The organism is Williamsia sp. Y721, assembly GCF_059683565.1.
Genome location: NZ_JCASNH010000001.1, coordinates 820,089 through 844,796 on the forward strand (window position 1 = coordinate 820,089; position 24,708 = coordinate 844,796).

The 24,708-nt window shown below is 64.5% G+C and carries 28 protein-coding genes and 1 pseudogene; 23 read left to right on the forward strand and 6 right to left on the reverse strand.

What is annotated here, in order from left to right; genetic code table 11:
* Nucleotides 1–37: 37 nt before the first annotated feature.
* Entirely contained in the window at nucleotides 38–601 is a 564-nt protein-coding gene (rplQ, locus tag AC56PL_RS03465) for a 50S ribosomal protein L17 (protein ID WP_495515002.1), read from the forward strand.
* Between the two features lie 19 nt (nucleotides 602–620).
* The gene (truA, locus tag AC56PL_RS03470; RefSeq protein ID WP_495515003.1) at nucleotides 621–1,526 is read left to right on the forward strand and encodes a tRNA pseudouridine(38-40) synthase TruA; all 906 of its coding nucleotides are present in this window, start codon (nucleotides 621–623) and stop codon (nucleotides 1,524–1,526) included.
* 107 nt (nucleotides 1,527–1,633) lie between these two features.
* Here truA and AC56PL_RS03475 read toward each other — a convergent pair whose 3' ends face one another.
* Both AC56PL_RS03475 and AC56PL_RS03480 read right to left on the reverse strand, forming a co-directional pair.
* On the reverse strand, nucleotides 1,634–2,137 hold the full coding sequence (locus AC56PL_RS03475; RefSeq protein WP_495515004.1) for an NINE protein: 504 nt from the start codon (nucleotides 2,135–2,137) through the stop codon (nucleotides 1,634–1,636).
* A gap of 27 nt (nucleotides 2,138–2,164) precedes the next feature.
* The gene (locus AC56PL_RS03480; protein WP_497153018.1) at nucleotides 2,165–3,637 is read right to left on the reverse strand and encodes a MinD/ParA family ATP-binding protein; all 1,473 of its coding nucleotides are present in this window, start codon (nucleotides 3,635–3,637) and stop codon (nucleotides 2,165–2,167) included.
* Nucleotides 3,638–3,875: 238 nt separating this feature from the next.
* On the opposite strand from AC56PL_RS03480, the gene AC56PL_RS03485 reads away from it, so the two are divergent.
* The 16 genes and pseudogenes from AC56PL_RS03485 to ahcY all read left to right on the forward strand — a co-directional run bounded on the left by AC56PL_RS03485 (nucleotide 3,876) and on the right by ahcY (nucleotide 15,403).
* Nucleotides 3,876–4,187 (forward strand): hypothetical protein, encoded by a 312-nt coding sequence (locus tag AC56PL_RS03485; protein ID WP_497153019.1) that lies wholly within the window; start codon nucleotides 3,876–3,878, stop codon nucleotides 4,185–4,187.
* Nucleotides 4,184–4,504 carry a YbaB/EbfC family nucleoid-associated protein gene (locus tag AC56PL_RS03490; protein ID WP_497153020.1) on the forward strand — a complete coding sequence of 107 codons (321 nt, stop codon included), beginning with the start codon at nucleotides 4,184–4,186 and terminating at the stop codon, nucleotides 4,502–4,504. Before AC56PL_RS03485 ends, AC56PL_RS03490 begins: the two co-directional genes overlap by 4 nt.
* 137 nt (nucleotides 4,505–4,641) lie before the next feature.
* A complete protein-coding gene (locus AC56PL_RS03495) occupies nucleotides 4,642–4,959 on the forward strand; it encodes a hypothetical protein (protein WP_495515008.1) in 318 nt (105 codons plus the stop codon).
* A gap of 30 nt (nucleotides 4,960–4,989) precedes the next feature.
* A complete protein-coding gene (locus AC56PL_RS03500) occupies nucleotides 4,990–6,327 on the forward strand; it encodes a hypothetical protein (RefSeq protein ID WP_497153021.1) in 1,338 nt (445 codons plus the stop codon).
* A gap of 19 nt (nucleotides 6,328–6,346) precedes the next feature.
* A complete protein-coding gene (locus AC56PL_RS03505; protein ID WP_495515010.1) occupies nucleotides 6,347–6,652 on the forward strand; it encodes a PE domain-containing protein in 306 nt (101 codons plus the stop codon).
* A gap of 16 nt (nucleotides 6,653–6,668) precedes the next feature.
* Nucleotides 6,669–7,703 carry a PPE domain-containing protein gene (locus AC56PL_RS03510; protein ID WP_497153022.1) on the forward strand — a complete coding sequence of 345 codons (1,035 nt, stop codon included), beginning with the start codon at nucleotides 6,669–6,671 and terminating at the stop codon, nucleotides 7,701–7,703.
* Between the two features lie 5 nt (nucleotides 7,704–7,708).
* On the forward strand, nucleotides 7,709–8,551 hold the full coding sequence (locus AC56PL_RS03515) for an ESX secretion-associated protein EspG (protein WP_495516025.1): 843 nt from the start codon (nucleotides 7,709–7,711) through the stop codon (nucleotides 8,549–8,551).
* Nucleotides 8,552–8,666: 115 nt separating this feature from the next.
* Nucleotides 8,667–9,005 (forward strand): WXG100 family type VII secretion target, encoded by a 339-nt coding sequence (locus tag AC56PL_RS03520; protein WP_495515012.1) that lies wholly within the window; start codon nucleotides 8,667–8,669, stop codon nucleotides 9,003–9,005.
* Between the two features lie 43 nt (nucleotides 9,006–9,048).
* Entirely contained in the window at nucleotides 9,049–9,333 is a 285-nt protein-coding gene (locus AC56PL_RS03525) for a WXG100 family type VII secretion target (RefSeq protein ID WP_497153023.1), read from the forward strand.
* A 236-nt stretch (nucleotides 9,334–9,569) separates the two neighbouring features.
* Nucleotides 9,570–9,734: pseudogene (locus AC56PL_RS03530) on the forward strand (cation diffusion facilitator family transporter); the annotation flags it as partial.
* Between the two features lie 142 nt (nucleotides 9,735–9,876).
* Nucleotides 9,877–11,418 (forward strand): amino acid permease, encoded by a 1,542-nt coding sequence (locus AC56PL_RS03535; RefSeq protein WP_495515014.1) that lies wholly within the window; start codon nucleotides 9,877–9,879, stop codon nucleotides 11,416–11,418.
* A 174-nt stretch (nucleotides 11,419–11,592) separates the two neighbouring features.
* Nucleotides 11,593–12,849, forward strand: coding sequence for an alkane 1-monooxygenase (locus tag AC56PL_RS03540; RefSeq protein ID WP_497153024.1), 1,257 nt, complete (start codon nucleotides 11,593–11,595; stop codon nucleotides 12,847–12,849).
* A complete protein-coding gene (locus tag AC56PL_RS03545) occupies nucleotides 12,846–13,016 on the forward strand; it encodes a rubredoxin (RefSeq protein ID WP_495515016.1) in 171 nt (56 codons plus the stop codon). Before AC56PL_RS03540 ends, AC56PL_RS03545 begins: the two co-directional genes overlap by 4 nt.
* Nucleotides 13,013–13,192, forward strand: a complete 180-nt coding sequence (locus AC56PL_RS03550; protein ID WP_497153025.1) for a rubredoxin — start codon at nucleotides 13,013–13,015, stop codon at nucleotides 13,190–13,192. The genes AC56PL_RS03545 and AC56PL_RS03550 overlap by 4 nt, the downstream gene beginning before the upstream one ends.
* Nucleotides 13,193–13,227: 35 nt before the next feature.
* On the forward strand, nucleotides 13,228–13,887 hold the full coding sequence (locus tag AC56PL_RS03555) for a TetR/AcrR family transcriptional regulator (RefSeq protein WP_497153026.1): 660 nt from the start codon (nucleotides 13,228–13,230) through the stop codon (nucleotides 13,885–13,887).
* Nucleotides 13,888–13,927: 40 nt separating this feature from the next.
* Entirely contained in the window at nucleotides 13,928–15,403 is a 1,476-nt protein-coding gene (gene ahcY, locus AC56PL_RS03560; RefSeq protein WP_495515019.1) for an adenosylhomocysteinase, read from the forward strand.
* 92 nt (nucleotides 15,404–15,495) lie between these two features.
* On the opposite strand, the gene AC56PL_RS03565 is transcribed toward ahcY, so the two are convergent.
* The 4 genes from AC56PL_RS03565 to AC56PL_RS03580 all read right to left on the reverse strand — a co-directional run bounded on the left by AC56PL_RS03565 (nucleotide 15,496) and on the right by AC56PL_RS03580 (nucleotide 18,502).
* On the reverse strand, nucleotides 15,496–16,203 hold the full coding sequence (locus tag AC56PL_RS03565) for a hypothetical protein (protein ID WP_495515020.1): 708 nt from the start codon (nucleotides 16,201–16,203) through the stop codon (nucleotides 15,496–15,498).
* A gap of 45 nt (nucleotides 16,204–16,248) precedes the next feature.
* Nucleotides 16,249–17,061 (reverse strand): Rv0361 family membrane protein, encoded by an 813-nt coding sequence (locus tag AC56PL_RS03570; RefSeq protein ID WP_497153027.1) that lies wholly within the window; start codon nucleotides 17,059–17,061, stop codon nucleotides 16,249–16,251.
* A gap of 175 nt (nucleotides 17,062–17,236) precedes the next feature.
* Nucleotides 17,237–17,749: a nuclear transport factor 2 family protein gene (locus AC56PL_RS03575; protein ID WP_495515022.1), complete on the reverse strand. Its 513-nt coding sequence runs from the start codon at nucleotides 17,747–17,749 to the stop codon at nucleotides 17,237–17,239.
* A gap of 117 nt (nucleotides 17,750–17,866) precedes the next feature.
* Complete coding sequence (locus tag AC56PL_RS03580) at nucleotides 17,867–18,502, reverse strand: dTMP kinase (RefSeq protein ID WP_495515023.1); 636 nt, start codon at nucleotides 18,500–18,502, stop codon at nucleotides 17,867–17,869.
* Between the two features lie 104 nt (nucleotides 18,503–18,606).
* On the opposite strand from AC56PL_RS03580, the gene mtrA reads away from it, so the two are divergent.
* From mtrA to hpf, 5 genes are all read left to right on the forward strand, one after another.
* Complete coding sequence (gene mtrA, locus AC56PL_RS03585; RefSeq protein ID WP_495515024.1) at nucleotides 18,607–19,284, forward strand: MtrAB system response regulator MtrA; 678 nt, start codon at nucleotides 18,607–18,609, stop codon at nucleotides 19,282–19,284.
* Nucleotides 19,281–20,924: an MtrAB system histidine kinase MtrB gene (gene mtrB, locus AC56PL_RS03590; RefSeq protein ID WP_495515025.1), complete on the forward strand. Its 1,644-nt coding sequence runs from the start codon at nucleotides 19,281–19,283 to the stop codon at nucleotides 20,922–20,924. The genes mtrA and mtrB overlap by 4 nt, the downstream gene beginning before the upstream one ends.
* A 49-nt stretch (nucleotides 20,925–20,973) precedes the next feature.
* Nucleotides 20,974–22,743: an MtrAB system accessory lipoprotein LpqB gene (lpqB, locus tag AC56PL_RS03595; protein WP_495515026.1), complete on the forward strand. Its 1,770-nt coding sequence runs from the start codon at nucleotides 20,974–20,976 to the stop codon at nucleotides 22,741–22,743.
* 132 nt (nucleotides 22,744–22,875) lie between these two features.
* Nucleotides 22,876–23,574 carry a ComF family protein gene (locus AC56PL_RS03600; RefSeq protein WP_497153555.1) on the forward strand — a complete coding sequence of 233 codons (699 nt, stop codon included), beginning with the start codon at nucleotides 22,876–22,878 and terminating at the stop codon, nucleotides 23,572–23,574.
* Between the two features lie 440 nt (nucleotides 23,575–24,014).
* Nucleotides 24,015–24,671 carry a ribosome hibernation-promoting factor, HPF/YfiA family gene (gene hpf / locus AC56PL_RS03605; RefSeq protein ID WP_497153556.1) on the forward strand — a complete coding sequence of 219 codons (657 nt, stop codon included), beginning with the start codon at nucleotides 24,015–24,017 and terminating at the stop codon, nucleotides 24,669–24,671.
* Nucleotides 24,672–24,708: the final 37 nt, after the last annotated feature.

Sequence of the window (24,708 nt, forward strand, 5' to 3'; positions counted from 1 at the left end):
CGGCCGAGAGGTCGAGAGCGAACCCTAGGAGTTCGAAATGCCCAAGCCCACAAAGGGTACCCGCCTCGGCGGGTCGGCTTCGCACCAGAAAGCGATGCTGGCGAACCTCGCCACCTCGCTCTTCGAGCACGGCCGGATCACCACCACCGAGACCAAGGCAAAGCGTCTCCGCCCGTACGCGGAAAAGCTGATCACCCACGCGAAGGCCGGTAACCTGGCTCATCGCCGTGAGGTGCTGAAGGTCATCCGCAACAAGGACATCGTGCATGCCCTGTTCGCCGAGATCGGCCCGTTCTACGCGGACCGCGACGGCGGCTACACTCGCATCGTCAAGACTCTGCCGCGCAAGGGCGACAACGCCCCCATGGCAGTGATCGAGCTGGTTCGGGACAAGACCGCTTCGTCGGAAGCCGATCGCGCCACCCGCGCAGCGGCCTCGAAGAAGAAGTCTGAAGAAGCCGCAACCGAGGACAACGTGGTCGAGGCTGTTGAAGCCGACGCCACCGACGCCGAGGTCGAGAACGCTGAAGCTGTGGCCGAGGCTGTCGACGAAGAGTCGACTGCTGCCACCGCTGTTGACGCCAAGACCGACGAGAAGTAGTCGGTCACTGAGCGAGTCAGTGACCCAAGAGCCCGCCACCGGATTTTCCGGTGGCGGGTCTCGTCATTTCGAGGGACCGCTCGTCCGGCTGCGGATGCAGATCGGTTACGACGGAACCGACTTCGCGGGCTGGGCCAGACAACCCGGCCTGCGAACAGTGTGTGGCGTGCTGGAGGAGACCCTCGGCACCGTGCTGCGGGAACCGGTGACGCTCACCGTTGCCGGCCGCACCGACGCAGGCGTTCACGGCACCGGGCAGGTGGCACATTTTGATGTGCCCGAAGTTGCCTTGCAAACCCGGTCGATAGACGGGGACCCGGCCAAACTCGTTCGGCGGCTTGCCAAGATGCTGCCCACCGATGTGCGGGTCAAGGACATCGAGGAAGCGCCCGCGGAGTTCGACGCGCGCTTTTCTGCCCTGCGCCGCCACTACGAATACCGACTGACCGACGATCCCTGGGGCGCTGAGCCGGTGGTCGCGCGCACCACAGCCGCCTGGAGTCGGCCGCTCAACGCCGACCTCCTGGAGGAAGCGGCCTCAACGCTGCTCGGCCTCAACGACTTCGCGGCATTCTGCAAGCGCCGCGAGGGCGCCACGACAGTTCGGGATCTCCAGCAGTTCACGTGGATGCGCGATGACTATGGCGTTCTGGTCGCACAGGTGAGTGCGGATGCGTTCTGCTGGTCGATGGTTCGCTCACTGGTCGGTGCCGTGGCGACCGTCGGCGAAGGGCGTCGCTCGGTGGACTGGTGCGCGGGACTGCTGCAGCAGCGGGCGCGCTCCAGTGAGGTCCCGGTGGCGCCTGCATGTGGTTTGACGCTGATCGGTGTGGACTATCCACCCGATAGTGCACTGGCGCAACGTAATGCGATCACTCGCGAGACGCGGGCCGCGATCGAACCGTCCGGCTGCTGCGGAGACTGACCCACCCCCGATGATGTGGCCTTCTGGCGGTGTTCACCTGGGGCTTTGTTCGCCAGAACGGCACACTTTCGCGGTATTGGCTCCTATCGTTGAGACCCTGGTCGCGATCAGTTTCTGAGTTTGAATCCCCGCGAGTCCCGGACGCCGCCGGTGAACATCATGATCGCGTCGATGAAGACCCAGATACTCAGCCCGAGCAGGATGAGGTAGCCGATCAGGATGATTGCCAGCAACCACCCGAGGATGAGCGTGATCAGCTGGGCAACTGCGATTCCGTTGTGTCCCAGGTAGAAGCGACCCGCACCGAATCCGCCGAGGAACAGCTGCAGTAAGCCTGCCGAGATCTTCGACTTGTCCGACAACGGTTCTCCGCTGTACGGATCGCGACCATAGGGTGCGGTGGGGTCGAATCCGAAACCGGGGTGGCCATAGGCCGGTGCACCGTATATCGGTTGGCCATAAGGCATGACAGGATATGCCGCGGCGTGCGGGTCTGTGCCGGCCGGTGGCATATATGGCGCCGGGTAGGCAGGCGGAATCCCTGGCAACGACTGCGCAGGGTTCTGCCAATCCGGTTGTTGAGAACCGTCGAAGGGGCCCGGATGGTTCACGGTGTCCTTGTCTGAGGTGTCGGGTGATCAGGACGTGTAGTACGGGTCTCCGCGTCGCATCGTGGTGGAGGGGAAGTCGTCTGCCACGGTCGCGGCCATCTCGACCAGTGCGCGACGGGTGTCCTTGCCGAGGAGATCGAGATCGACCTCGGCGCCCTCGGCGAGGTGGTCGTCGAACGGGATCTGCTGTACGGCGCGGCATCTGGTCAGGAAGTGGGCGCTGAGCTGATCGGTGTCGATGGTCGATGCGCCGGGCCGTGACGAGCTGAGAACCACGACCGCTCCTGACACCAGATGCCCGAACCCGTGGGCCTGCAGCCAGTCGAGTGTCGCTCCGGCGCTGCGTGCCCCGTCGATGGCAGGGGAGGTCACCAGGATCAGTGAGTTGGCCATGTCGAGCACACCGTTCATCGCCGAATGGCTCAGGCCGGTGCCGCAATCGGTGATGATGATGTTGTAGAAGCGCTGTAGCACCGTCATCACGCCGCGGTAGTCCGCTTCACTGAAGGCCTCGGCCTTGGCCGGATCACGTTCGGACGCAAGTATTTCCAGGCGGCTCGGCGCCTGGGACGTGTGCGCGCGGACGTCGGAGTAGCGGTAGATCGATTCGTCGGCGAGCAGATCGCGCACCGTCGATCGGGTCTGCTGCGGAATGCGTTGCCCGAGAGTGCCCAGGTCGGGATTGGCATCCACGGCGATCACCCGATCGCCACGCAGCGATGCGAATGTCGAGCCCAGACCGACTGTGGTCGTGGTCTTTCCGACGCCGCCCTTGAGTGAGAGGACCGCGATTCGATAGTCGCCGCGGACGGGCTGATTCACGCGTTCGAGTAGTTGTTTGTAGACGAGGTCGTCCGGGGATTCGCCGGGGTTGATGGTGCCCGCCGATAGTTTGTGTACGGTCCGCCGCCATCCGCTGGCCGGTGCGCGGCGAGCTTTTCGGAGCAGTGCCACTTCGTCGAGGCTCGTCGGTGCGGGCGCCGGTGGCTGCCCGGGGGCGTACTGCTGGTGCGGGGGCATCGGCTGCTGTCCCGGAAAGTAGCCGGGCGGCCCCGCCGGATTGCTCTGCGGCGGGATGCCTGCTGGCGGAAAGCCCTGGGGCGGAGGGGATTCACCGTACGGGTTGCTGCCGCCATAGGGGCCTGGCCCCGCCGGGTAGGTGGGCGCAGCCGGCGGTTGGTGCGGCGGCCAGAACTGCTGCTCGACCGGGGGTTGTGGCGGGGGAGCGGGTTGCGACGGGTCCGCACCGACGGCATCGGGCGCATGGCCATGGCGGCCCGAGTGCGCCGTCACCGGTGGTGTCTCGGGTCCGGGTGGGCTCGGCGGTGATGCCGCGGCGTGAGGTGGTGTGGGTACGGATTCCTCTGGCGTTGCCGGTACGTCCGGGGCCTGCGGCGCCGTTGGTGATTGATCGGCGCGCTCGAACGCTGCGACATCGATGTCCGCCGCGCTCTGAAGCCATGGTGGTGCCGCCGGCACGTCGGCATTGTTGTAGCTCACAGAAACAGCCCCCCGTTGTTGCACTTCGTCTAACCAGTTGCATTTCGCCTTGCCAGCGATGAAAGCCCCAGGTGTTCCATATATCGAATCCACCCCGCCACCCCTGGATACCGGCGATGATAGACCACCACGATCTCCCGTGGTCGGGTGGAGCGGATGTCCATGCCGTGCCGCATCTCCGCAGTGTCACAGGTTGTGGGTACTATCTGTCGCCAAGGGGAGTTCTTGAGGGGGAACCATGGCTGCTGCAACTTCACGCACCGGAGGCCTGTCTGTCGTCACGACGGAACAGGGCCTGCCGATGTCGGTACGGATCGAACCTGCCGAATTGCACAAGGACCCGGCGATACTCGCCGCGGAGGTACTCCGGCTGTGCCGGCAGGCGGCGATGAACGCCGGCGTCGCGCGTCGGGAAGAGTTGCGCGCGGCGGGCGTCGGCGCCGACATCATCGAACAGATGAATCTGCCTCGGCCCGATGATCTCGCCAGAGCCGAGTACGAGGACGACGCCGCCGCAGGCGAACCGGGCAGCTGGATGAGGTCGGTATGAGCTCCGCGATGGATGAACTCGAGGCCAGGGCCCGGGCACAGCTCGATCGGTTACACGAGGTCAATGAACGTTTGGCCGCCATCTCCGCACGTGAGACCTCGCCCGGAGACCATGTCACCGCGGAGGTGAATGGCATCGGTGAGCTGACCGGGTTGTGGTTCGCGCCAACGGCTCCGCAGCTCGGGGCCGGCGCGCTTTCGGACCTGATCGTCGCGACGGCCGGTGTCGCGGCAGGGCGCGCGTTAGCCCGCCGGGGTGAGATCCTCGAGGAGTTCAACGAATCTTTTGCCGATCTGGTGAACAGCCGACCGACATGAGCGGTGCGCCGACGCGGGAGGGAACCGTTGCGGCTCGGGAGGCGTCTTATCGCCGAACTGTGGGAGTGGCGGGTTGCGAGGGTCGGGCAATCCGAGGGTTGGGGCAGTACACATGTTTTCGAAAAACGGGGGGACAAATGTCTGACGTAACAGCGGTACCGGCGGCAATCGAGGCATATGGGGACACGGCTGCCCTGATGTCGGCAGCGGTTGCCAGTGCGGGTTCGATCAACGCCGCCGCGAACATCGCTCAGATGGTGCCGGTGTTCGGGTTGATCGGGCAGGAGTTCCTGCTGGCGTTCGCACAGGCGCAGGCGAGTCATCTGTTCGGGGTCGGGCAACTCGCTGCGGTCCACGCCGGAAGCGCGGCAGCCGCGTTTGCCACGGCCGCGCAGATCGCTGAGGCGGACGACGGCAGCGGCCGGGGTTTCGCCGCCGTGCAGGCTGCGCTGTAGACCGGATCGGGCCACGTGAGTTTTCCGACGATGCCATCGGCAGCTGTACCGCCGCCGCTTGATCCGACGATCCGCCAACTGGTCGAATCGAGTCCACTCGGGCCGATACTCGACACCCCGGTCAGTCAGGTCTTGAAAGACCTTGGCCTGCCCGGGCTCCCGGTGTTCTCGGGGATGCCGCCACTGCCAGATCTGCCGCCGCTGCCGCCGCTCGACCTCGACGTCCTGCTCAAACCGTTGACTGATCTGCTGGGCGGCTTCGGCTCGGGCAACCTCGGTGGAGGCGACTTCGACCCCACCATGATCTTCGAGGCTCTTTCGCAGATCCTGGACACGTCGATGTCGATGGGTTCCGGCGCATTGAAAGTTCTCGATCAGGTGTGGAGCGGGCAGTCCGCCACGGCGGCGACCGCCAAGGGGGTGCAGGCCAGCGCCGACACCGCGGCCTTGTCCACACAGGGCACCACGATGACGGCCGACACCCAAGGAGCCGCAGCGATCGTTGGCGTCGGCCTCGGGCTCGTCCAGGGAATCATCGCGAAAACGGTTGGCATCATCACCGCTTCTGCACCGTTTCTGGTCACACCGCCCGGCCAGGCCGTGGCGTTGGCAGCGGCCGCTGATGGCCTGGCCGAGGCGACCGCGGTGGTTGCCGCCACCCGAGCGCAATTGCTGGCGCCGACAACGCACATGATGGCGACCGGACAACCGGTGCCGGTGACAGGTGCTCCCGCAGCGGGAGCATCACCCTTTTCGATTGCCAGCACGGTGCTCGACTCGGTCGGCAAACCGATGATGACCGGCGTGGGACAACTCGGCACCATGTCGTCAAAGGCCGCGACCGAGCTCATGAAATCGCATCAGGCTCAACTGCAAACCGCGTACGACAGCAAAGACATCGACGAAGCCAAGACTGTTCCGGCGGGTCTCGGTGGTGCGATGTCCGCCGGCCGCGGGGGCGGCGGCGGTGGAGGCGGTGGCGGAGGCGGCGGCGGTAGCGGCCCCAGCCCGCTGAGTGCACGGACAACGCCGGGACTGCTCGGCGGCTCGGCACCGGAATCCGGTGGTGGACCGGTCAACAGGAATCAGAACACGGTGGTTCCTGCCGGCACGACCGGGCCGATGGCACCGATGGGCGGCGGCGGGATGGGTGCCGGACGCGGCGCCGGTGCGTCTGATGATCAGCACGAGGCCGCGGATTATCTCGTCACCGAACTCAACGGCACCAGGATCATCGGCGAGATGCCGGCTGTTGCTCCCGCGGTCCTGGGCGAAACCCAGACGCCGGAAGCGACACCGACACCGGACGTACGTCTGCGGTTGGGTCCGCCTGACCGCAACCAGCCTGACCACAACCAAGAAGCCTGACACGAACATGGGGGAAACGATGTCCACAGGTGAGTTGAACGTCGACTCGGGCGAATTATTGCGAGCCGCAGGTGATCTCGACCGGCTGGCAAATGAGCTCGAACAGGGTGTGGCCGTTCACCGTCCGGCACTCGTGGTGGCGGCGGCAGGTCGCGACGAGGTGTCGACCACCGCTGCCACCACATTCGGTGCCGTCGCGGAGAGTTTCACCGACACTGCGGCCGCCGGTGTGCACGAACTCCGGAAGATCGCTGCGGTGCTGCGCGCCCAGGCGCGTGATTTCGGCACGGTCGAGGCCGACATCGAGGGGACCTTCCGGCTCTGACGCCGGGGACATGATCATGACCGGATTCACGAATGTCGTGTGGGAGGCCAGGCCCACCAAGCAATTGGCAACCGATCTGGGTGCCGGTGCCGGTGACGGCCCGCTGATCGCTGCCGCACTCGGCTGGGCGCAGGTCTCCGCACTGCTTACCGACGCGGGTGTCGACTACGTTCGGATCCTGGCCAAGCTCGGCATCTCCTGGGAATCGGCTTCCAGTGATGAGGCTTTCGGGAAACTGGCCTCGTTCGCCGGTTGGTTCTCCGATGCTGCCGCTGCCGCCGCAGACAGTGCAGCACGTGCGGGCGCACAGGCGGCCGCGACCACCGTGGCCCGGATCGGCATGCCGGGACTACCGGAACTGCAGGCCACCGAAGACATCCATACGACGGCCGTGGCCGTCGGTGCCGCGACGGGTGCGCCTGTCGGCGGTGTGGCAGCCGATGCCGAGCGGGCAGCGGCTGACCAGAAGCAACGTGCCGCGCGGGTCATGGAAACCTACGAGGCAGCCACCGAACCCGTTTCGCGCGGGTGGTCGGTACCGCGCCCGGCCGAGATCGTCTCACCCGATGCGCTGGTTGCCGAACAGGCAGTTCGGGAGGCAGCCCGGGCGGTACCGGCACGCCCGGAAGCCGCGGCCGGGGCGGTGCCCGGTGGTATCAGTGGATACGCGCCGGTTTCCGTTCCGCGTCAGCAGACGCGTTATGCCACAACCATTCTTGCGGGTTCATCGGCGTCGCCCGTGATGGTGCAACCGGCGTCGACATCGGCCGCCGCGCGGCCGTCGGTGCCCGCGGCGCCGATGGCACCCATGATGGGTGCTCCCGGTCATGGAGGGGATTCAGTCTCGCGCCGAGCCCCCGCACAGGCCGGAGCCGGCATCGATCCAGTGGGCGTATCGGGGGTGGGTGACGAGGACTTCCACGGTGCGCCGATTGCTGCGGCAGTCAACGTCGGCGATCATCCGGATCCGCGGTACCGCAACGGAACTCTCGACCTGCCGCCCGCCATGTCGGTGCCGGCGGTTCTCGGCGCCACGGAACAAGGCGGGTGAACGACATGTGGGCTACTCCGGTGGTATGCGAGTTCAGTCTCTCGCAGGATCAGATCGACTATGTGGCAGACATTCTCGACCTCCAGACGTGGCCGTCGGTGCTCGCGATCGGACCTTGTCACGAGTACGTCGACGAGCGCGAGAAGGCGCGTGTTGCCGCAGCAGCGGAGTTGAGCGCTGCCGGATGGCTGACCGTCGACCCGGACCCGGCAGGCGGGGTGGGTGTCACCGACGCACTGGCCGAGGCGCTCACGATACTGTCGATCCCCGACGTACTACTCGAGATCCGTTGCCACCGGGATACTTCGATTCGTCGGATCTGCCTTGCGCGGCGTGGTGATCACCACGTGTTGGCGACCAAGACCGAATCGGGTCTGGTGCTCCGCGACATTGCGATCGGCAGTGACCTCGAGGTGGGTCAGCTCGTTGCACGTTTGCTCGAACCGGCCGAGGCCACGCAGGTTCCCCCGGTGAGTGTTCCGTCGGTCAGCGTGCCCGCCGATGAATTGCAGAATCGGCTCGATGGAGCGCAGTCCGCAGCTGATTACGCCGATGCGCTCCATGCGATGGGTGTTGCGGCCGCCGATGCCGCGACCTATGCGGTTGCGTTCGATACCTGCTGTGCGCACACGGAAATCGTTGCCATCGAATGCGCGCCGGGACGGACGCGTCGCTCGGAAGGTGCGGTGGCGGTCTACGACACAGCCAAGGGCCGGATTGTCGCCGGCCCCAGTATGTCTCCCGATGGCCGGGTCTGGTCGACATTGTCGCCGGGTACCGGTCATCGGATCTCCCAGGCTGTCACGCTCCTCATGGAGACGTTGCCGGCCCGGAGGTGGTTGCCGTGATTCGGCCAACCGGAGGGGGCCCACCCGGTGACAAACCGGCGTGGTACCGGAGCAGATTACAAAATCCGCGGATATCAACCGATACCGCGGCAATCACACAAGAAGGGGATTCACCATGACTGCCGACGGCGGTAACAGCGGGTTGAAACTCGACGTCCCAGACGCGTTGATCACGACCAAATCGGTGGGGCAGCTCATCGAGGACATGGGTGTTGTGTTGCAACGCCTGAACAAGAATGCCGAAGACGCGCAAGCGATGTGGCAGGGCACCGCCAGCAAGGCGTTTCAGGATGCGGCAGCGGCGTGGCAGGCCGAGGGGGCTCAGCTCAAGACTGCTCTCGACGGTCTGAAGGCGTCGCTGGAGAGTGGATTCAACGGCTACGACAACGAAGACCAGGACCTCGCAGGAACCATCGGCTCCGTCATGGGTGGGGGATCCGGTCTGAGCCTGTGATTCTCGGCCCCTCCAACACCAACGCCTGAAAGGGAACAATGCCATGATCAAGTACAACTTTGCCGCGATCGAGGAGCTGTCGGCTCAGCTCGATTCGGATTTCAAGCAGCTCGAGGAGCTGGCCGGGACGCTCAAGTCCGAAGTCGTTCGACTGCACTCGAACTGGGAATCACCGCAGGGTGCCGAAGCTTACGCCGTCGCGCAGCAGCGTTGGGACACGAGCTTTTCGGACTCTCGTCTGCTGCTGAACAACCTGTCGACGAAGGTGCGCGAAGCGGGATCGACGATGCAGGGCGCCGATAAGCGCACCGCAGGTTACTTCGCCTAGATCGCCCAACCGCGACTGCTCGACACCCGAGACCCGCCGGAAGAAAGTGCCGGCGGGTTTCGGTGGTTCAGAGGTGCCGCAGGGGGTTTGTTGTCCGGGCCGGAGTCAGCGGCTGGGAGTCTTGGCCATCGCGCTCGAGTCCTACAGTTCTCGACCGCGTACCGGGAATCGAAACCGCTCAAGGGCGAGGGCTCATGGTGGCGCTTCGTCCGCACGTCCCGAAATCCGGAACTGCTCCGGATGAAATGCTGGTGGCCGCAAAGATCGCGATCACACCGGGGTCCTCGGCACTCGATGTCGCCGCTGCCATCGATGCCGCGGAGTCGAGCGTGCGGGCACGGGTTCCGGTCGCGCGGGTGATCTACCTCGAACCCGATATCGATCGAGGATCGGTCTCTTGACTCGATCGACTGCGTCATTCGCCGGGGCGGAAAATGATCGCGCCATCCCGGGTGGATTAACCAGTGTTCGCTGGGTTGGTCGGATAGTTTCTCAGGCAGGCTGCATTCGCCGCAATGCACGCATGTCACTTGAGGAGTTGTGATGGGCAATCCGCTGACACGGACAAAATCCGTGGAGCAATCGATGGCTGACACCGAAGAACCCGGTTCGCAGCTGAAGAAGAGTTTGACCTGGTGGGATCTCACTGTTTTCGGTGTCTCGGTGGTGATCGGTGCCGGCATCTTCACCATCACCGCGTCGACGGCCGGAGACAAAGCGGGACCGGCGATTTCGCTGTCTTTTGTGATGGCAGCGGTGGCCTGTGCCTTGGCTGCACTGTGCTACGCCGAGTTCGCCTCGACCGTTCCGGTGGCGGGGTCTGCTTACACCTTCGGCTACGCCACCTTCGGTGAGTTCCTGGCCTGGATCCTGGGCTGGGACCTGATCCTCGAATTCGCGGTCGGTGCGGCCGTTGTCTCCAAGGGCTGGTCGAGCTATCTGGGCACCGTCTTCGGATTCTCCGGTGGCACAACCGAAATCGCTGGTCTCGACGTCGACTGGGGTGCGCTGGTCGTGGTCGCCACGATCACGGTGCTGCTGGTCATCGGCACCAAGTTGTCCTCCCGGTTCAGTGCTGTGGTCACGGCCGTCAAGGTCACGGTTGTGCTGTTGGTGATCGTTGTCGGGTTCTTCTACATCGACACTGACAACTGGAAGCCGTTTGTGCCGGAATCACAGCCGTCGGAGTCCGGCGGCCGGTCCGTCGAGTCGACCCTGTTCTCGCTCATGACCGGCGGCGGCGACTCCAGCTACGGCTGGTACGGCATCCTGGCGGCGGCCTCGATCGTGTTCTTCGCCTTCATCGGCTTCGACGTCGTCGCGACCACCGCCGAAGAGACCAAGAATCCGAAAAAAGATGTGCCGCGCGGCATCCTCGGCTCACTGGCCATCGTCACGGTGCTCTACATCCTGGTCACGATCGTGGTCACGGGCATGGTCAGCTACAAGGACCTGGCAACGTCAGCCGGCGACGGGGAACCCAAGAACCTTGCCTATGCATTCGGCCTGAACGGGGTGACCTGGGCCGAGAAGGTGATTTCGATCGGTGCTCTGGCAGGTCTGACCACGGTTGTCATGGTGCTGATGCTCGGTCAGTCTCGTGTCTTGTTCGCGATGTCACGAGACGGACTGTTGCCCCGGTCATTTGCGAAGACCAGCCGGTTCGGGACCCCGGCCCGGATCCAGATCCTGGTGGGCCTGGTCGTCGCGGTGGTGGCCGCGTTCTTCCCGATCACCAAGCTGGAAGAAATGGTCAACGTGGGCACCCTGTTCGCGTTCGTGGTTGTTGCGGCCGGTGTGATTGTGCTGCGGAAGACCCGTCCGGATCTGCCTCGTGGATTCAAGGTGCCGTGGATGCCGGTGATCCCGATCCTGGCGATCATCGCCTGCGTGTGGTTGATGCTGAACCTGTCGGCGCTGACGTGGTTGCGATTCCTGGTCTGGATGGTGATCGGTGTCGCCTTCTACTTCCTGTACAGCCAGCGCCATTCGATGGTCGGGAAGCGTGCTCGTGGTGAGATCCCAGATCAGGTCGGTGACGATATCCGCGCAGGGGCAGGCAAGGATGGCGTTGCCCCCGAGTGAGTCCGTTGGTGGCCGACGGCTGACCTGAAATCTGACAAGCCCCGATCCGGGCTGATTCCCGGATCGGGGTTTTTTGTGAAGTGCGTCGCTTTACAAATCGAACTCAATGTATAGACACACGACTCCAGCGTCGGTAGTGTCCACAACAAGTTCTAGTTTGAAGAGGCCAGGAGGATGATGATGGGCACTACGGAATCGTCGACCGTCGAGCAGTCGGTGGCGCAATGGCGAGACAAAAAGCGTCACCTGTGGCTGCTGGGCCTCATTCCGCCGACCGCGCTTTTTCTCGCGACCGCGTTGGTGGCCGGCTTCAACTGGCTGGGCGCCGGCGTTGTTGCGCCGGTCTGGTGGTGGATCGGTCCGTTGCTCGTCTACGGCTTGCTGCCGATCATGGATCTGTTCTTCGGGCCCGACGGCCAGAACCCGCCCGAGGAGCTGATGGAAGAGCTGGAAAACGACAAGTACTACCGCTATTGCACCTACGCGTACATTCCCTTCCAGCTCGCGAGCCTGGTCTTCGCCTGCTACCTGTGGACCGCGAGCGACCTGAGCTGGCTGGGGATCGATGGCGGCCTCGGACTCCTCTCGAAGCTGGGTATCGCCCTGACGGTCGGCGTCATGGGTGGCATCGGGATCAACACCGCCCACGAACTCGGGCACAAGAAAGACTCGCTTGAACGATGGCTATCGAAAGTCACTCTCGCGCAGACCTTTTACGGGCATTTCTACATCGAGCACAACCGTGGCCATCACGTACGGGTGGCCACCCCGGAGGATCCGGCCAGCGCCAAATACGGCGAGACCTTCTGGGCGTTCCTTCCGCGGAGTGTGTGGGGGAGTCTGAAGTCGGCCTGGAATCTCGAACGCACCCGCATGCAACGGCTGGAGCGTCCGGTCTGGAACATCGGCAACGACGTCCTCAACGCCTGGTTGATGTCAGTGGTCGGGTGGGGCGTGCTGACCGCGATCTTCGGCTGGCAGATCCTGCCGTTCATGGTCATTCAGGCCGTGTACGGGTTCGGGTTGCTGGAGACGGTGAACTACCTCGAGCACTACGGGTTGCAGCGACAGAAGACGGCCAGTGGCCGCTATGAGCGCGCCCGTCCCGAGCACAGCTGGAACTCGGATCACATCTGCACCAACATCTTCCTGTACCACCTGCAGCGCCACAGCGATCACCACGCCAATCCGACCCGTCGGTACCAGGTGCTGCGCAGTTTTGAGGACGCGCCCGCTCTGCCGAGCGGCTACGCCAGCATGATCACGCTCGCGTACTTCCCGCCGCTGTGGCGAAAAGTGATGGACCACAGGGTTGTCGAACACTATGGCGGCGACCTGTCGTTGGCCAACATCGTGCCCCGTCGGCGAGAGAAGATACTTGCCGCGCACCGCACGTCGATGCTCGGCGAAGTGAACGGAACCGCGAAATGAGCGCATATCGCTGCCCGGTCTGCGAATTCATCTACGACGAGGCGATCGGCGCGCCGCGCGAAGGTTTTCCGGCCGGGACCGGATGGGCCGACGTCCCCGACGACTGGCCCTGCCCCGACTGCGGCGTCCGGGAGAAGATCGATTTCGAGGAAACGGTGTCGTCATGAACTTCAAGTTGTACGTCTGTATGCAGTGTGGATTCGAATACGACGAGGCGAAGGGTTGGCCCGAGGACGGGATCGCCCCGGGAACCCGTTGGGAGGACATCCCCGACGACTGGAGTTGCCCGGATTGTGGGGCCGCCAAACTGGACTTCTACATGGAGGAAGTCACCCGCTCGTGACCCCGGTGGCCGACGCGACCGTTACCCTGGCCGACATGTCAGAGGTTTCGGAACCCACGTCGGCCACAGTGGGCTCGGCTGCGCCAATTCCATTCGCGCAGGCCACCAAACGATTACTGCGAGGCAGTCTGCTCGACGGAATGCGAGAGTTGTTGCGGTCGAAGGACTGGTCGGCGGTCACGATGGCCGATGTCGCGGCCGCGGCCGGGGTCAGCAGGCAGACCGTATACAACGAGTTCGGGTCCCGGCAGGGACTGGCGACCGCGTATGCACTCCGCCTGGCCGACGAGTTGGTGGACTTGATCTCCGAGGCGGTTCTCGCGCACGAGGGGCAGACCAAAATAGCGTTGGCAGAGGGCTTTTCGGACTTCTTTGCCTCTGTGGCCACGGACCCGCTGATCCAGTCGTTGTTGACAGGGCAGGCGAAACCGGATCTGTTGCGGCTGATCACCACTGATGCCGGGCCGTTGATCGACCAGGCCAGCAGCAGGATCAGCGAGCTCTTGCAGCACAGCTGGGTCGGAGCCGACGAAACCGCGGCCGTGCGGATCGCTCGCGCGATGGTCCGGATGGCACTGAGCTATGTGTCCATGCCGCCGGAGGCCGACCGCGATGTCGCAGACGATCTGGCCGAGATCTTCGACCCGGTTGTCGATGCCGCAGCCGGGGGTGGCGCTCGTTCGACCACGGGTTAGCCTGGTAGGCAATATCCAGTGGGACTTTGAGGAGTGGTATATGACATCGGTCCAGAACGGCCCGCTCACCGCGGACAGCCGCAACGGCATCGACTTCAAGGTGGCGGATCTTTCGCTGGCCGAATACGGACGCAAAGAGATCGGGCTCGCGGAGCACGAGATGCCGGGTTTGATGGCGTTGCGTCGGGAATATGCGGATGTACTGCCGCTCAAGGGTGCTCGTGTCTCGGGCTCGCTGCACATGACGGTGCAGACCGCGGTGCTGATCGAGACCCTGGTGGCACTCGGTGCCGAGGTGCGCTGGGCGTCGTGCAACATCTTCTCCACCCAGGACGAAGCCGCCGCGGCCATCGTCGTCGGGCCTTACGGCACCGTCGACGAGCCCAAGGGTGTGCCGGTCTTCGCGTGGAAGGGCGAGAGCCTCGAGGAGTACTGGTGGGCTGCCGAGCAGATGCTCACCTGGCCCGGTGAGCCGGCCAACATGATCCTCGACGACGGCGGCGATGCGACCATGCTGGTTCTGCGCGGTGCGCAGTTCGAGAAGGCGGGCGTTGTGCCACCGGTCGACGAGAACGATTCGGCCGAGTACAAGGTGTTCCTGTCGCTGCTGCGCGAGCGTTTCGAGACGGACAAGACCAAGTGGTCGACGATCGCCGAGTCGGTCCAGGGCGTCACCGAGGAAACCACGACCGGTGTGCTGCGGCTCTACCAGTTCGCTGCAGCAGGCGAATTGGTGTTCCCGGCGATCAACGTCAACGACTCGGTCACCAAGAGCAAGTTCGACAACAAGTACGGCACCCGTCATTCGCTGATCGACGGAATCAACCGTGGCACCGATGTCCTCATCGGTGGCAAGAAGATCCTGATCTGCGGCTACGGCGATGTCGGCAAGGGTTGTGCCGAATCGTTGGCCGGCCAGGGCGGACGCGTGCAGGTCACCGAGATCGATCCGATCAACGCCCTGCAGGCGCTGATGGACGGTTATGACGTCGTCACCGTCGAGGAGGCGATCGGCAACGCCGACATCATCATCACCTCGACCGGCAACCTCGGCATCATCACCTTCGATCACATGAAGCAGATGAAGCACCAGGCGATCCTCGGCAACATCGGTCACTTCGACAACGAGATCGACATGGCAGGCCTCGAGTCGTCGAAAGAGGTCAAGCGGATCAACATCAAGCCGCAGGTCGATCAGTGGATCTTCCCTGATGGCAAGTCGATCATCGTGTTGTCGGAAGGTCGTCTGCTGAACCTGGGCAACGCCACCGGCCACCCGTCGTTCGTGATGAGCAACAGCTTCTCCAACCAGGTGATCGCGCAGATCGAGCTGTGGACCAAGAGCGACGAGTACGACAACGAGGTCTACCGGCTGCCGAAGGCACTGGACGAGAAGGTCGCCAAGATCCACGTCGAGGCACTCGGCGGCACTCTGACCAGGCTCACCAAAGAGCAGGCGGAGTACATCGGCGTCGATGTCGAGGGCCCGTACAAGCCCGAGCATTACCGCTACTGAGTTTTAGGGCCGCAAGGTTCTTCAACACCTGAAATGGTGGGTACGGGCGAACGCCTGTACCCACCATTTTCGGTTCTGCCTGCGCAGCCGGGTCAGCCGGTGATGATGTCGTCGTCGCCGCCGGTATCCGAGGTCGGACTCTGGGACAGGCTCGGACAGAACCGCCACTGGCCGTCCTCTTTCTTGAACGGCCAGGTGATGTCGCCGGTGTCCCGATCGATCGACATCACACCCTCGACCGTGCCGAGGGAGCCGTCGACGACCACGTCCTGAACGTCGATCGACGCCGAAATCGGCCCGTTCTCGTCGAACAGATCCTGATATCCGGCGGTGGACTCCGTGCGCGAATCGGCCTCACAGGCCATCCGGTGCAGACCCACCGCGTCCTGGGTGTTGATCAACTCGACGCGTTTCTCGGCGGCGGCCTGGAGATCACCCTCATCGGCCGAAGCAGCGGAACTGCTCGCGGACGAGGTGGCGGTGGATGGATCGGCCGCCACACCGCTGTCGGTGTTGTCAGGGCCCGCCAGCACGGCCACGGTGATCACCACGCCGACAACGACCACGACAACAGCGACGATCGCACCGATGATCAGCCCGGTCGGGTTTCTCGGCGGACGCGGTGGTGGAGTGCCCCACGAGCCGGATGGGCCCGGCTGCCCCCACTGCTGTGCGCCGTGACCCGGAGCCCATGATCCCGGTTGTGGTTGCGGTGGCGGGTACTGCGGCTGAAGATGCTGCGGATTGTGACGAGGATCGGGGTTCCCCCATCCCGATGGACCCGTCGGCGGATAACTCAAGAATTCCTCCCCTGAGGGTTGACCGTGTTGTCGGAGCCTGGTGTGTCAGATCTCGCGGGTGTCGCAGATCTTCCAGGTGTCCAGTCGATTCTCCATGGTGAACGTGAAGCGGCTCGTCTCGACCGGGCTCTGGTCGGCCGGGTCGACGTATGTCAGAGACACCGTTGCCTCGGCGGTGTTGCCGTCGACCGCGATCCCGGTGACCGAGTTCAGTTTCATCCCGTTCAGCTGGACGCCGGTGTCTGACTGCAGGTCGCGGATGATGTCCTGCTCGGCGCCACAGGTGACCGACAGCGCGGTCTCCCAGTCGGCGTCGCTGAACGCGATCGTGTACGTCCGGATCGCGTCTTCGATCTGCTCTTCTGCCTGTGCCATCGACGACTGCGATGACGTGGTGGTGAGTTGCCCGGGGTCGACGATCGGGTCGGTGTCCTCGTCGCCGCCGAGGGTCATGAACAGTACGACCGCAAGTACCACCACGAGCACTGCGGCGGCGGCGATCCCGGCGATCCACGGGGTTTTGTTCGGTGGTTTCGGACCTTGGGGTGGGGGGCCGTACCCGGCCGGTCCGGCTCCACCCGGTCCTGCCGGCGGTGGCGTCGCGCCGGTGCCGTAGTGATCGGGTCGGTACTCGGTCGTCGGCTCGTACCGGGGTGGCCGGCTCTGGCCGCAATCGGCCCCGGCGCCCGGCGCTCCACCCCAGGTGGGTTCGGGCCCGGCCGTTCCGCCCCAGGTGGGTTCGGGTGACGGCTGATCGCCCCGGCCCGGTTGATCCGGCCCGCTGCCCGGACCCTGACCCCAACCCTTGTCGTCCTGATTGTCGCCGGGTCCGTATGGACCGTTGGGTGGTTGCGTCATCGAGGCCTCCGGGTGGGATCAGGGCAGGCGGAACCAGGGCAGGGGGTGGTTGAACCGGTGTGATTGCTGACTGGGAACTCTACGTCGGGAGGCCTGCGCCGAACACCGTCGGCGATGCCCCGCACTGATCGGATCACAGGGGGTCGTCCATGTGCTTCTGAGGCGCTTCGGGCGATCAAAGATATCGCGTGGTCTGTTGCTGATCGTTCTGTTGGCACATCTTCCAGCCGGTTTCCTCGCGTTTGAAGTACGAGACGCTCCGGGGCTGTGTGGCCAGCGCCGGGTTTTCGGCGCCGACGACGGTCAGCGTGATGCTTGCGGTCGCCAGATCTGCCGGTGGCGAACCGATGAACCGAATGTCGGTTATCTGGGCTACAGCGATGGTGCTGCCGGCGTCTGCGGGACCGAGGCTCTCGACGATCCGCGCGCCGATCGGTCCACTCTCGGCGCAGTAGGTGAGTTGCAAGCCGGCCGCGTCGCGGTTGTTGAGGGCGGTGATCTGCCGATGTACGAGTTCCTCGATCTGGTCGGCATCACTCGTCGGGCCGGTGCGGAGACCAAACGCCAGCCACAGGAGCGCGATGTTGACCACCAGCACACCCGCCGCGATCGCGGCGGTGGGGCGCACGGGTATCGGCGGGATGGAGTGGGAACCGCCGTGGCCCACATGGACCGGGAGATGAATCATCACAACCTCCCATCAACGCGGCTACACCCGACGTTAGTGATCTGGCGCGGTCGATCTGTGCACGTCACGGTCGGCGTTACGGTCTCTTGATGGGGTTGTGACCAAATCCGAGCGATATCAGATGGATATGAGCCGATCGGCCAGGGTGGGGTCGGGTTCGGAACCAAGTCGTGACCATGGAGACATCCAGCCGCGCTCGGCCAGACCGCGGTACACCAGCGCGGTGCGTTCCTGCAGATCGTGATCGCGTTCGTAATGGTCCCGGCTGCGCGTGACGTCGGCCTCGGCGCGCGACTTCGCCCGCCCGATCGCAAGCTCGGTGGGGACGTCGAGCAGTAGATGATGGTCGGGCACGGCCAGTCCGAATCGTCCGAACTCGAGGGCGGTGACCCACTCGACAACGTCGCCGTCGGCAGCTTCGCCGAGTCGGGCCGCGCTGTAGGCGGCGTTCGAGGCGACATACCGGTCGAGGATCACGGCGTCGTTGGCGGACAACAACTTCCGCAGCTCGGCGTCGGCATCGCGGCGATCGAGCGCAAATAGCAACGCCATTGCGTTCACGCTGGACCGCAGATCACCGTGTTCGCCGTGCAATGCCTCTGCGGCGATGTCGGCGGTCACTGATTCGGAATACCTTGGGAAGGTCATGGTTGCAACGCGATAGCCCTCTGTGGCCCAACGGTTTACGAGACCGGTGACCAGAGTGTGTTTACCGGCGCCATCCAAGCCCTCTACTGCTATCAATACGCCCACACCACCGAGACTAACCGTCGGGGGAGTGCTGGTGTTGCATCCGGGCCGTGGGGAAGTCGGCGCGTCAACCACACATTGCAACGATTCGGTGACACGATGTGGCAATGAAACCCAGGATTCTGGTTGTGGACGATGATGCGGCATTGGCGGAGATGCTGACCATCGTGTTGCGCGGAGAGGGGTTCGAGCCCTTTGTCGTCGGCGATGGCACCCAGGCCCTGACAGCGGTGCGGGAGATCCGGCCCGATCTGGTTTTGCTCGACCTGATGTTGCCCGGCATGAACGGCATCGACGTATGCCGGGTGTTGCGTGCAGATTCGGGTGTGCCGATCGTGATGCTGACGGCGAAGTCGGACACCGTGGATGTGGTTCTCGGACTCGAGTCCGGTGCCGACGACTACATGATCAAGCCGTTCAAGCCCAAGGAACTCGTCGCCCGGGTACGCGCCCGGTTGCGGCGCACGGAGGATGAACCCGCCGAGTTGCTGTCCATCGGTCCCATCGAGATCGACGTCCCGGCGCACAAGGTCACCCGCGAGGGCGTGCCCATCTCTCTGACGCCGCTCGAGTTCGACCTACTGGTTGCGTTGGCGCGTAAACCGCGGCAGGTTTTCACCCGTGACGTGCTGCTGGAGCAAGTGTGGGGCTACCGGCATCCGGCCGATACTAGGCTGGTCAACGTGCACGTGCAGCGCCTACGGGCCAAAGTTGAAACAGATCCGGAGAACCCTGAGGTCGTCCTGACCGTGAGGGGGGTCGGCTACAAGGCCGGACCGCCGTGATCGGACGCCCGCGGCGTCGCATCAACGGGACCTTCGGACCGGCGATGCGTCGGGTGGGCTCGGTCGGCAAGTTTGTCGGCCAGTTGTGGCGTCGATCCCTGCAGCTACGAGTGGTCGTGTCGACCCTTGTGCTGTCGTTTGTCGTGGTGCTGATCCTGGCGTTTGTGCTGACCAGTCAGATCACGGACCGTTTGCTCGATCTCAAGCTCCAGGCCGCCACCGAAGAGCTCGAGCGCACCCGTCTGGCCGTCGAGCGTGATCTGTCGGGGGCCGACTCGGACGCCTCGTTGCTCAACCGCCTGCGCCAGACCCGATCCATCCTGACCGACCGGGGCATCGATTCCGGCGACAGCTCAGGTGTGGTCGGTACGTTCGACACGGTGTTGTTGGTGCCGAGTTCGGGCCCGACCGGTCCGACCGGCGTCGGGCCGATCGGTGAGATCCCCGAAAACCTTCGCCAGATGGTTCAGGGCGGCCAGATGGCGTACCGGTATTCGTCGGTCACCGGGTCGAACGGACAGCAGAACCCGGCGCTGATCATCGGTACTCCGACCAACACCGACATCCCCGGCCTCGAGCTCTATCTGGTCTTTCCGCTGACCAACGAAGAGAGCACCGTTTCCCTGGTCCGCGGAACGATCTTCACCGGTTTCCTGGTGCTGCTCGGGCTGTTGGCCGCCATCGCCATCCTGGTGTCCCGCCAGGTGGTGATCCCGGTCCGTTCCGCGTCGCGGATCGCGGTTCGCTTTGCCGACGGCAGGCTCAAGGAACGAATGCCGGTCCGCGGCGAGGACGACATGGCCCGTTTGGCGATGTCGTTCAACGACATGGCAGAAAGTCTCTCGAAACAGATTTCCCACCTCGAAGAGTTCGGTGGGTTGCAACGGCAGTTCACCTCGGATGTCTCCCACGAACTCCGGACACCGTTGACGACGGTCCGGATGGCAGCCGATGTCCTGTTCGAGAGTCGCGAAGAGCTCGAACCGGTTCTGAAGCGATCCGTCGAACTGCTCGACATGGAGCTCGAACGGTTCGAGACCCTGCTTGGCGAACTGCTGGAGATCTCCCGCCACGACGCCGGTGTTGCCGAACTGTCGGCCGACAAGCTGAACATGACCATCCCGATCGACGCTGCGGTGAAGACTGTCCGGCATCTCGCCGAAGAGACCAACACCGAACTGATCCTGGATCTGCCGGACGAACCGGTCATCGCCGAAGTCGACCCGCGCCGGGTCGAGCGAATCCTGCGGAACCTGCTGGCCAACGCCATCGATCACGGCGACCAGAAGCCGGTGACGCTGACCATGCGAAGCGATGGCGACGCGGTGGCGATCACGGTGCGCGATGGGGGCATCGGTCTGCGGCCAGGGGAGGAGAAGTTGGTGTTCAATCGATTCTGGCGTTCCGATCCATCCCGATTCCGTCGGTCCGGCGGCACCGGCCTTGGGCTGGCCATCAGCGTCGAGGACGCGCGACTGCACCAGGGCCGTCTCGAGGCGTGGGGCGAACCGGGCAAGGGTGCGTGCTTCCGGTTGACCCTGCCACTGGTTCGCGGGCACAAGGTGCTGGGGAGCCCGCTGCCGCTCAAACCGCCGGGGTCGCGCCGCGCACCCCGTGATCCGGGGCCCTCCGATGAGTGAGGTTCAGCGACATGTGGCAGCAGGACGAGCATGGCGAGGCGAGCTGTCGATGAGTGGCGTGACACGGCATCGCGCCGGTCGACGCAGCCTGTGTGCCGGGGTGATGGCGGTTCTGGTGTGCCTGTTGTCGGCCTGTGTCTCGATCCCGAACAACTCCAGTCCGCAACCGCTCGGTTCGCTCGAGCGCAAACCGCCGAGCACCAACGTCCCGACACCGAGCCCCGGGATGGACCCGGAGTCGCTGGTCCGTAGCTTCCTCAAAGCCTCGGTGCAGCCGGGTTCCGGGCACCTCGCAGCGCGACAGTTCTTGACCCAGGACGCTTCGGACTCCTGGGACGACCAGGGTGGTGCCCTGTTGCTCGACGAGATCAACGTCTTGAGCGACAAGCGCACCGACGACACGATCACGGTCCGCGTCAACGGGGAAGACACCGGCGAACTGCAGCCGAGCGGACAACTGATCCCGAGTTCGGGGCGCATCGAGATCCAGTTGTCGTTGACGCGGGTTGACGGGGAATGGCGGATCAACGGGCCGTTGCCTGCCGGTGTCCTGATGGATCGCGAGCAGTTCGAGTTGTCGTATCGGCCGCACGTGCTCTACTACCCGAGTTACGACGACCAGCACCTGGTCGCCGATCCCCGGTGGTTCTACACCGGCGGAGATCAGCTGGCGGACCAGCTGATCGGACTGTTGATCGCCGGACCCGTCGATGATCTGCGCGGCGCGGTCATCAACGAGTTCCCGGCCCGGTCCTCGTTGCGCGGGTCGATCGAGTCGCTCAGTGGCGGCGGTATCCGGATCGACCTGGTCGGTCTCAATGGCCTGGGTGGTGCCGAACGTAACCGCCTGGCGGCGCAGATCATCTGGACGCTCAGTGACGCCGACATCAGTGGTCCGTATGTGATCGACGCCGATGGTGCGCCGCTGAACGAACGTCACGCGAACGGATGGCAGACCAACGACGTGGAGTCGCTCAATCCGAATCCGCCCGCCAGTCCCGTCGGCCTGCATGTCGTGGAGGGTGGATCGCTGCAGGTGGTCGCGGACGACGCACTGACCCCGGTTCCCGGCACGTTGGGGGAATCTCGGAACCTGGTTTCTGCAGACCTTTCGGCAGACGGTGGTCGGGTGGCGGTGGTGTCGCAGAACCCGGCCCCGGGCCCGGCGCCTGCACTGGCGCTCTCGATCGGTGATTACGGTGCCGGCGTGACCCCGGTCATCGAGGGCGGCACCATCACGCGGCCGTCGTTTGCCGGTGATTCCCAAACGGTGTGGGCGGTTGTCGACAACAACCGGGTCACCCAGGTCACGCAGATGTCGGGCAACAGTCAGGTCACCGAGCGGGAAGTGGACTCGTCGGCGATCCGCGCGGTTGCGCAAGGCCCGATCACCGAATTGCAGGTTTCTCAGGACGGTGCTCGCGCAGCGCTGATCGTCGGTGGACAGGTGGTACTCGCGATCATCGAGGACCGGGCCGACGGCAGACTGCTGCTGGCCAACCCGCTCGGGGCCGGGGCACTGAACATCGTCGGCGCGGTGTCGCTGGACTGGCTGAGCAGCGAGATGCTGGTGATCGGACGCAGTTCTGCCGAAGGTCCGGTGGTGCAGTTACGGATCGACGGGATGCCGCCCGGAGCGCTGCCCAGTGGCAACCTCACCCCTCCCGTGACGGCGGTGGTGGCAAGTCCGTCGACCATCTATGCCGCAGACAGCCGCGGTGTCCTGCGCCTCGGCGGTACCAGCGACGAGCCGGATCAGTACTGGAGTGAGGTGCCGCCGACGATGGGCTCGTCGGCGATACCCGTTCTGCCGCATTAGATTCGGCCACATCGAGTTCTGACACACCAGGTCTGCAATACCTGTGGACGGCATGGCGAACTGTGGATGATTTCGCTGCGCGAGGCCCGCGTCCGGCCGCTGGGCCGGGCGCCGGTGGCATCATTTCCGACCATGGTCGAGCGGGTGTGGCCGGCACTGGTGGATCTGGTGGTCCCGTTGCACTGCGGTGGATGTGCCAGACCCGGGACCCGGTGGTGTCGGGTGTGTGCTGCCCAGATCGCCGATGCCCCGATCGAGGTCCGGACCCGGGTGGCCCTGGCGATCCCCGCATACGCCTTGGGGCGGTACACCGGCGTTCGCAGGCAGGCGATCCTCGAGCTCAAGGAGCGTGGCCGCAGTGATCTGTCCGTTCCGTTGGGCCGGGCGATCGCCGCCGGTTTGCTCGCCCTCGACCGCTGGTCCGAGCTGCCTGCTGCCGATCGGCTGGTGTTGATCCCGGCGCCTACCCGGCCGATGTCCGCGCGTCGTCGCGGCGGCGATCCGGTGACGGCGATCGCCGTCGCCGCGGCCCGGTCATTGTGTGGCGAGGCATCAGGTGGCCCGGTGGCGGTGACGCCGATGCTCGTCACCTCGATGTGGGCGCGTGATTCGGCACGCCTGTCGGCCGGGCAGCGCGGCGACAACCTGGACGGCGCGATCAGGCTCCGCCGAAACCTCGTTCCGGGTGCGGCGACGGCTCGCACTCGCGACGCCGCGGTTGTCCTACTCGATGATGTGTTGACGACAGGTGCGACCGCGGCGGAGTCCGTGGCGGTCCTCGCCCGCGCCGGCGTCGAGGTGCACCTCGTTCTCGTCGTTGCCGCAGCGTGAGTCATCGGCGAGTCCATGCCCGACAATTCCCGCGCCAACATTTCCCACACCGACATTCCCGTCGAAACGATCTGGTGGCCAAAGTCATTCAGGAATTCCGAAAAGTCATCGAGTCGGATTGTCCGGTCAACGTACCGATGAACGGCCAACGGCCAATATGTGGCGAACAGTTGGCCGGAGGACTACGGTCGAAGGTGCGTCAGTTAGCCGCACAAAGGTTGCCGAAGCAAGTGGTGGCCGGGGGGAGGTGAGAGCCCAACTCATAGACCGGTTGCCTGAGCGCGTGCGCTGCGGTGGCCGGGATCTTTAGTTCACCGAGCCAGGAGGTATCGCAAGTGACGACAAGCGTCGGCAAAGTAGCCGTTTCCGAATCTGAAGAAAGCACAGATTCCAGCACGAGTCCCGACACCATCACCCGAACCGATCCGTTTGATCCGGGCATTTACGTCCGAACCGATTCGTCCGATGAACTCTCCCGCCCTGACGCCGAAGTGCAGGTCAGCGGCCGCAATGTTGAAATCCCCAACCACTTCCGCTTACACGTGATGGACAAACTGTCCCGGGTGGAACGGTTTGACCCGACGATCTTCCGATTTGATGTCGAGCTTCACCACGAGCGAAATCGACGTCAGTCCAAGATCTGCCAGCGACTCGAGATCACCGCGGTTGGCAAAGGCCCGGTGGTTCGAGGAGAGGCCTGCGCAGACAACTTCTACGCCGCACTCGATGCCGCACTGGCAAAACTCCAGTCGCGCCTCCGCCGGACAAAAGATCGTCGCAAGGTCCACCACGGACTGAGAACACCCATATCCGTCGCCGAGGCCACGGCAGCGGCTGATCCGACGTTGAACGGCCAGGCCCCGGTGCATCAGAGCGACGAAGACCGCTGGGCCGCGGAGAATCCCGAGGCAGCCGGTCCAGGACACATCGTCCGAGTCAAAGAGCACCCCGCCGTGCCGATGACGGTCGACGACGCACTCTACGAAATGGAACTGGTCGGACACGACTTCTTCCTTTTTCATGACAAGGAAACCGACAAACCGACCGTCGTCTACCGCAGGCATGCGTTCGACTACGGGTTGATCCGCCTCGCCTGACGCTCGGCGGTGGGGCTTGATCGCCTCGCCGGAAAGC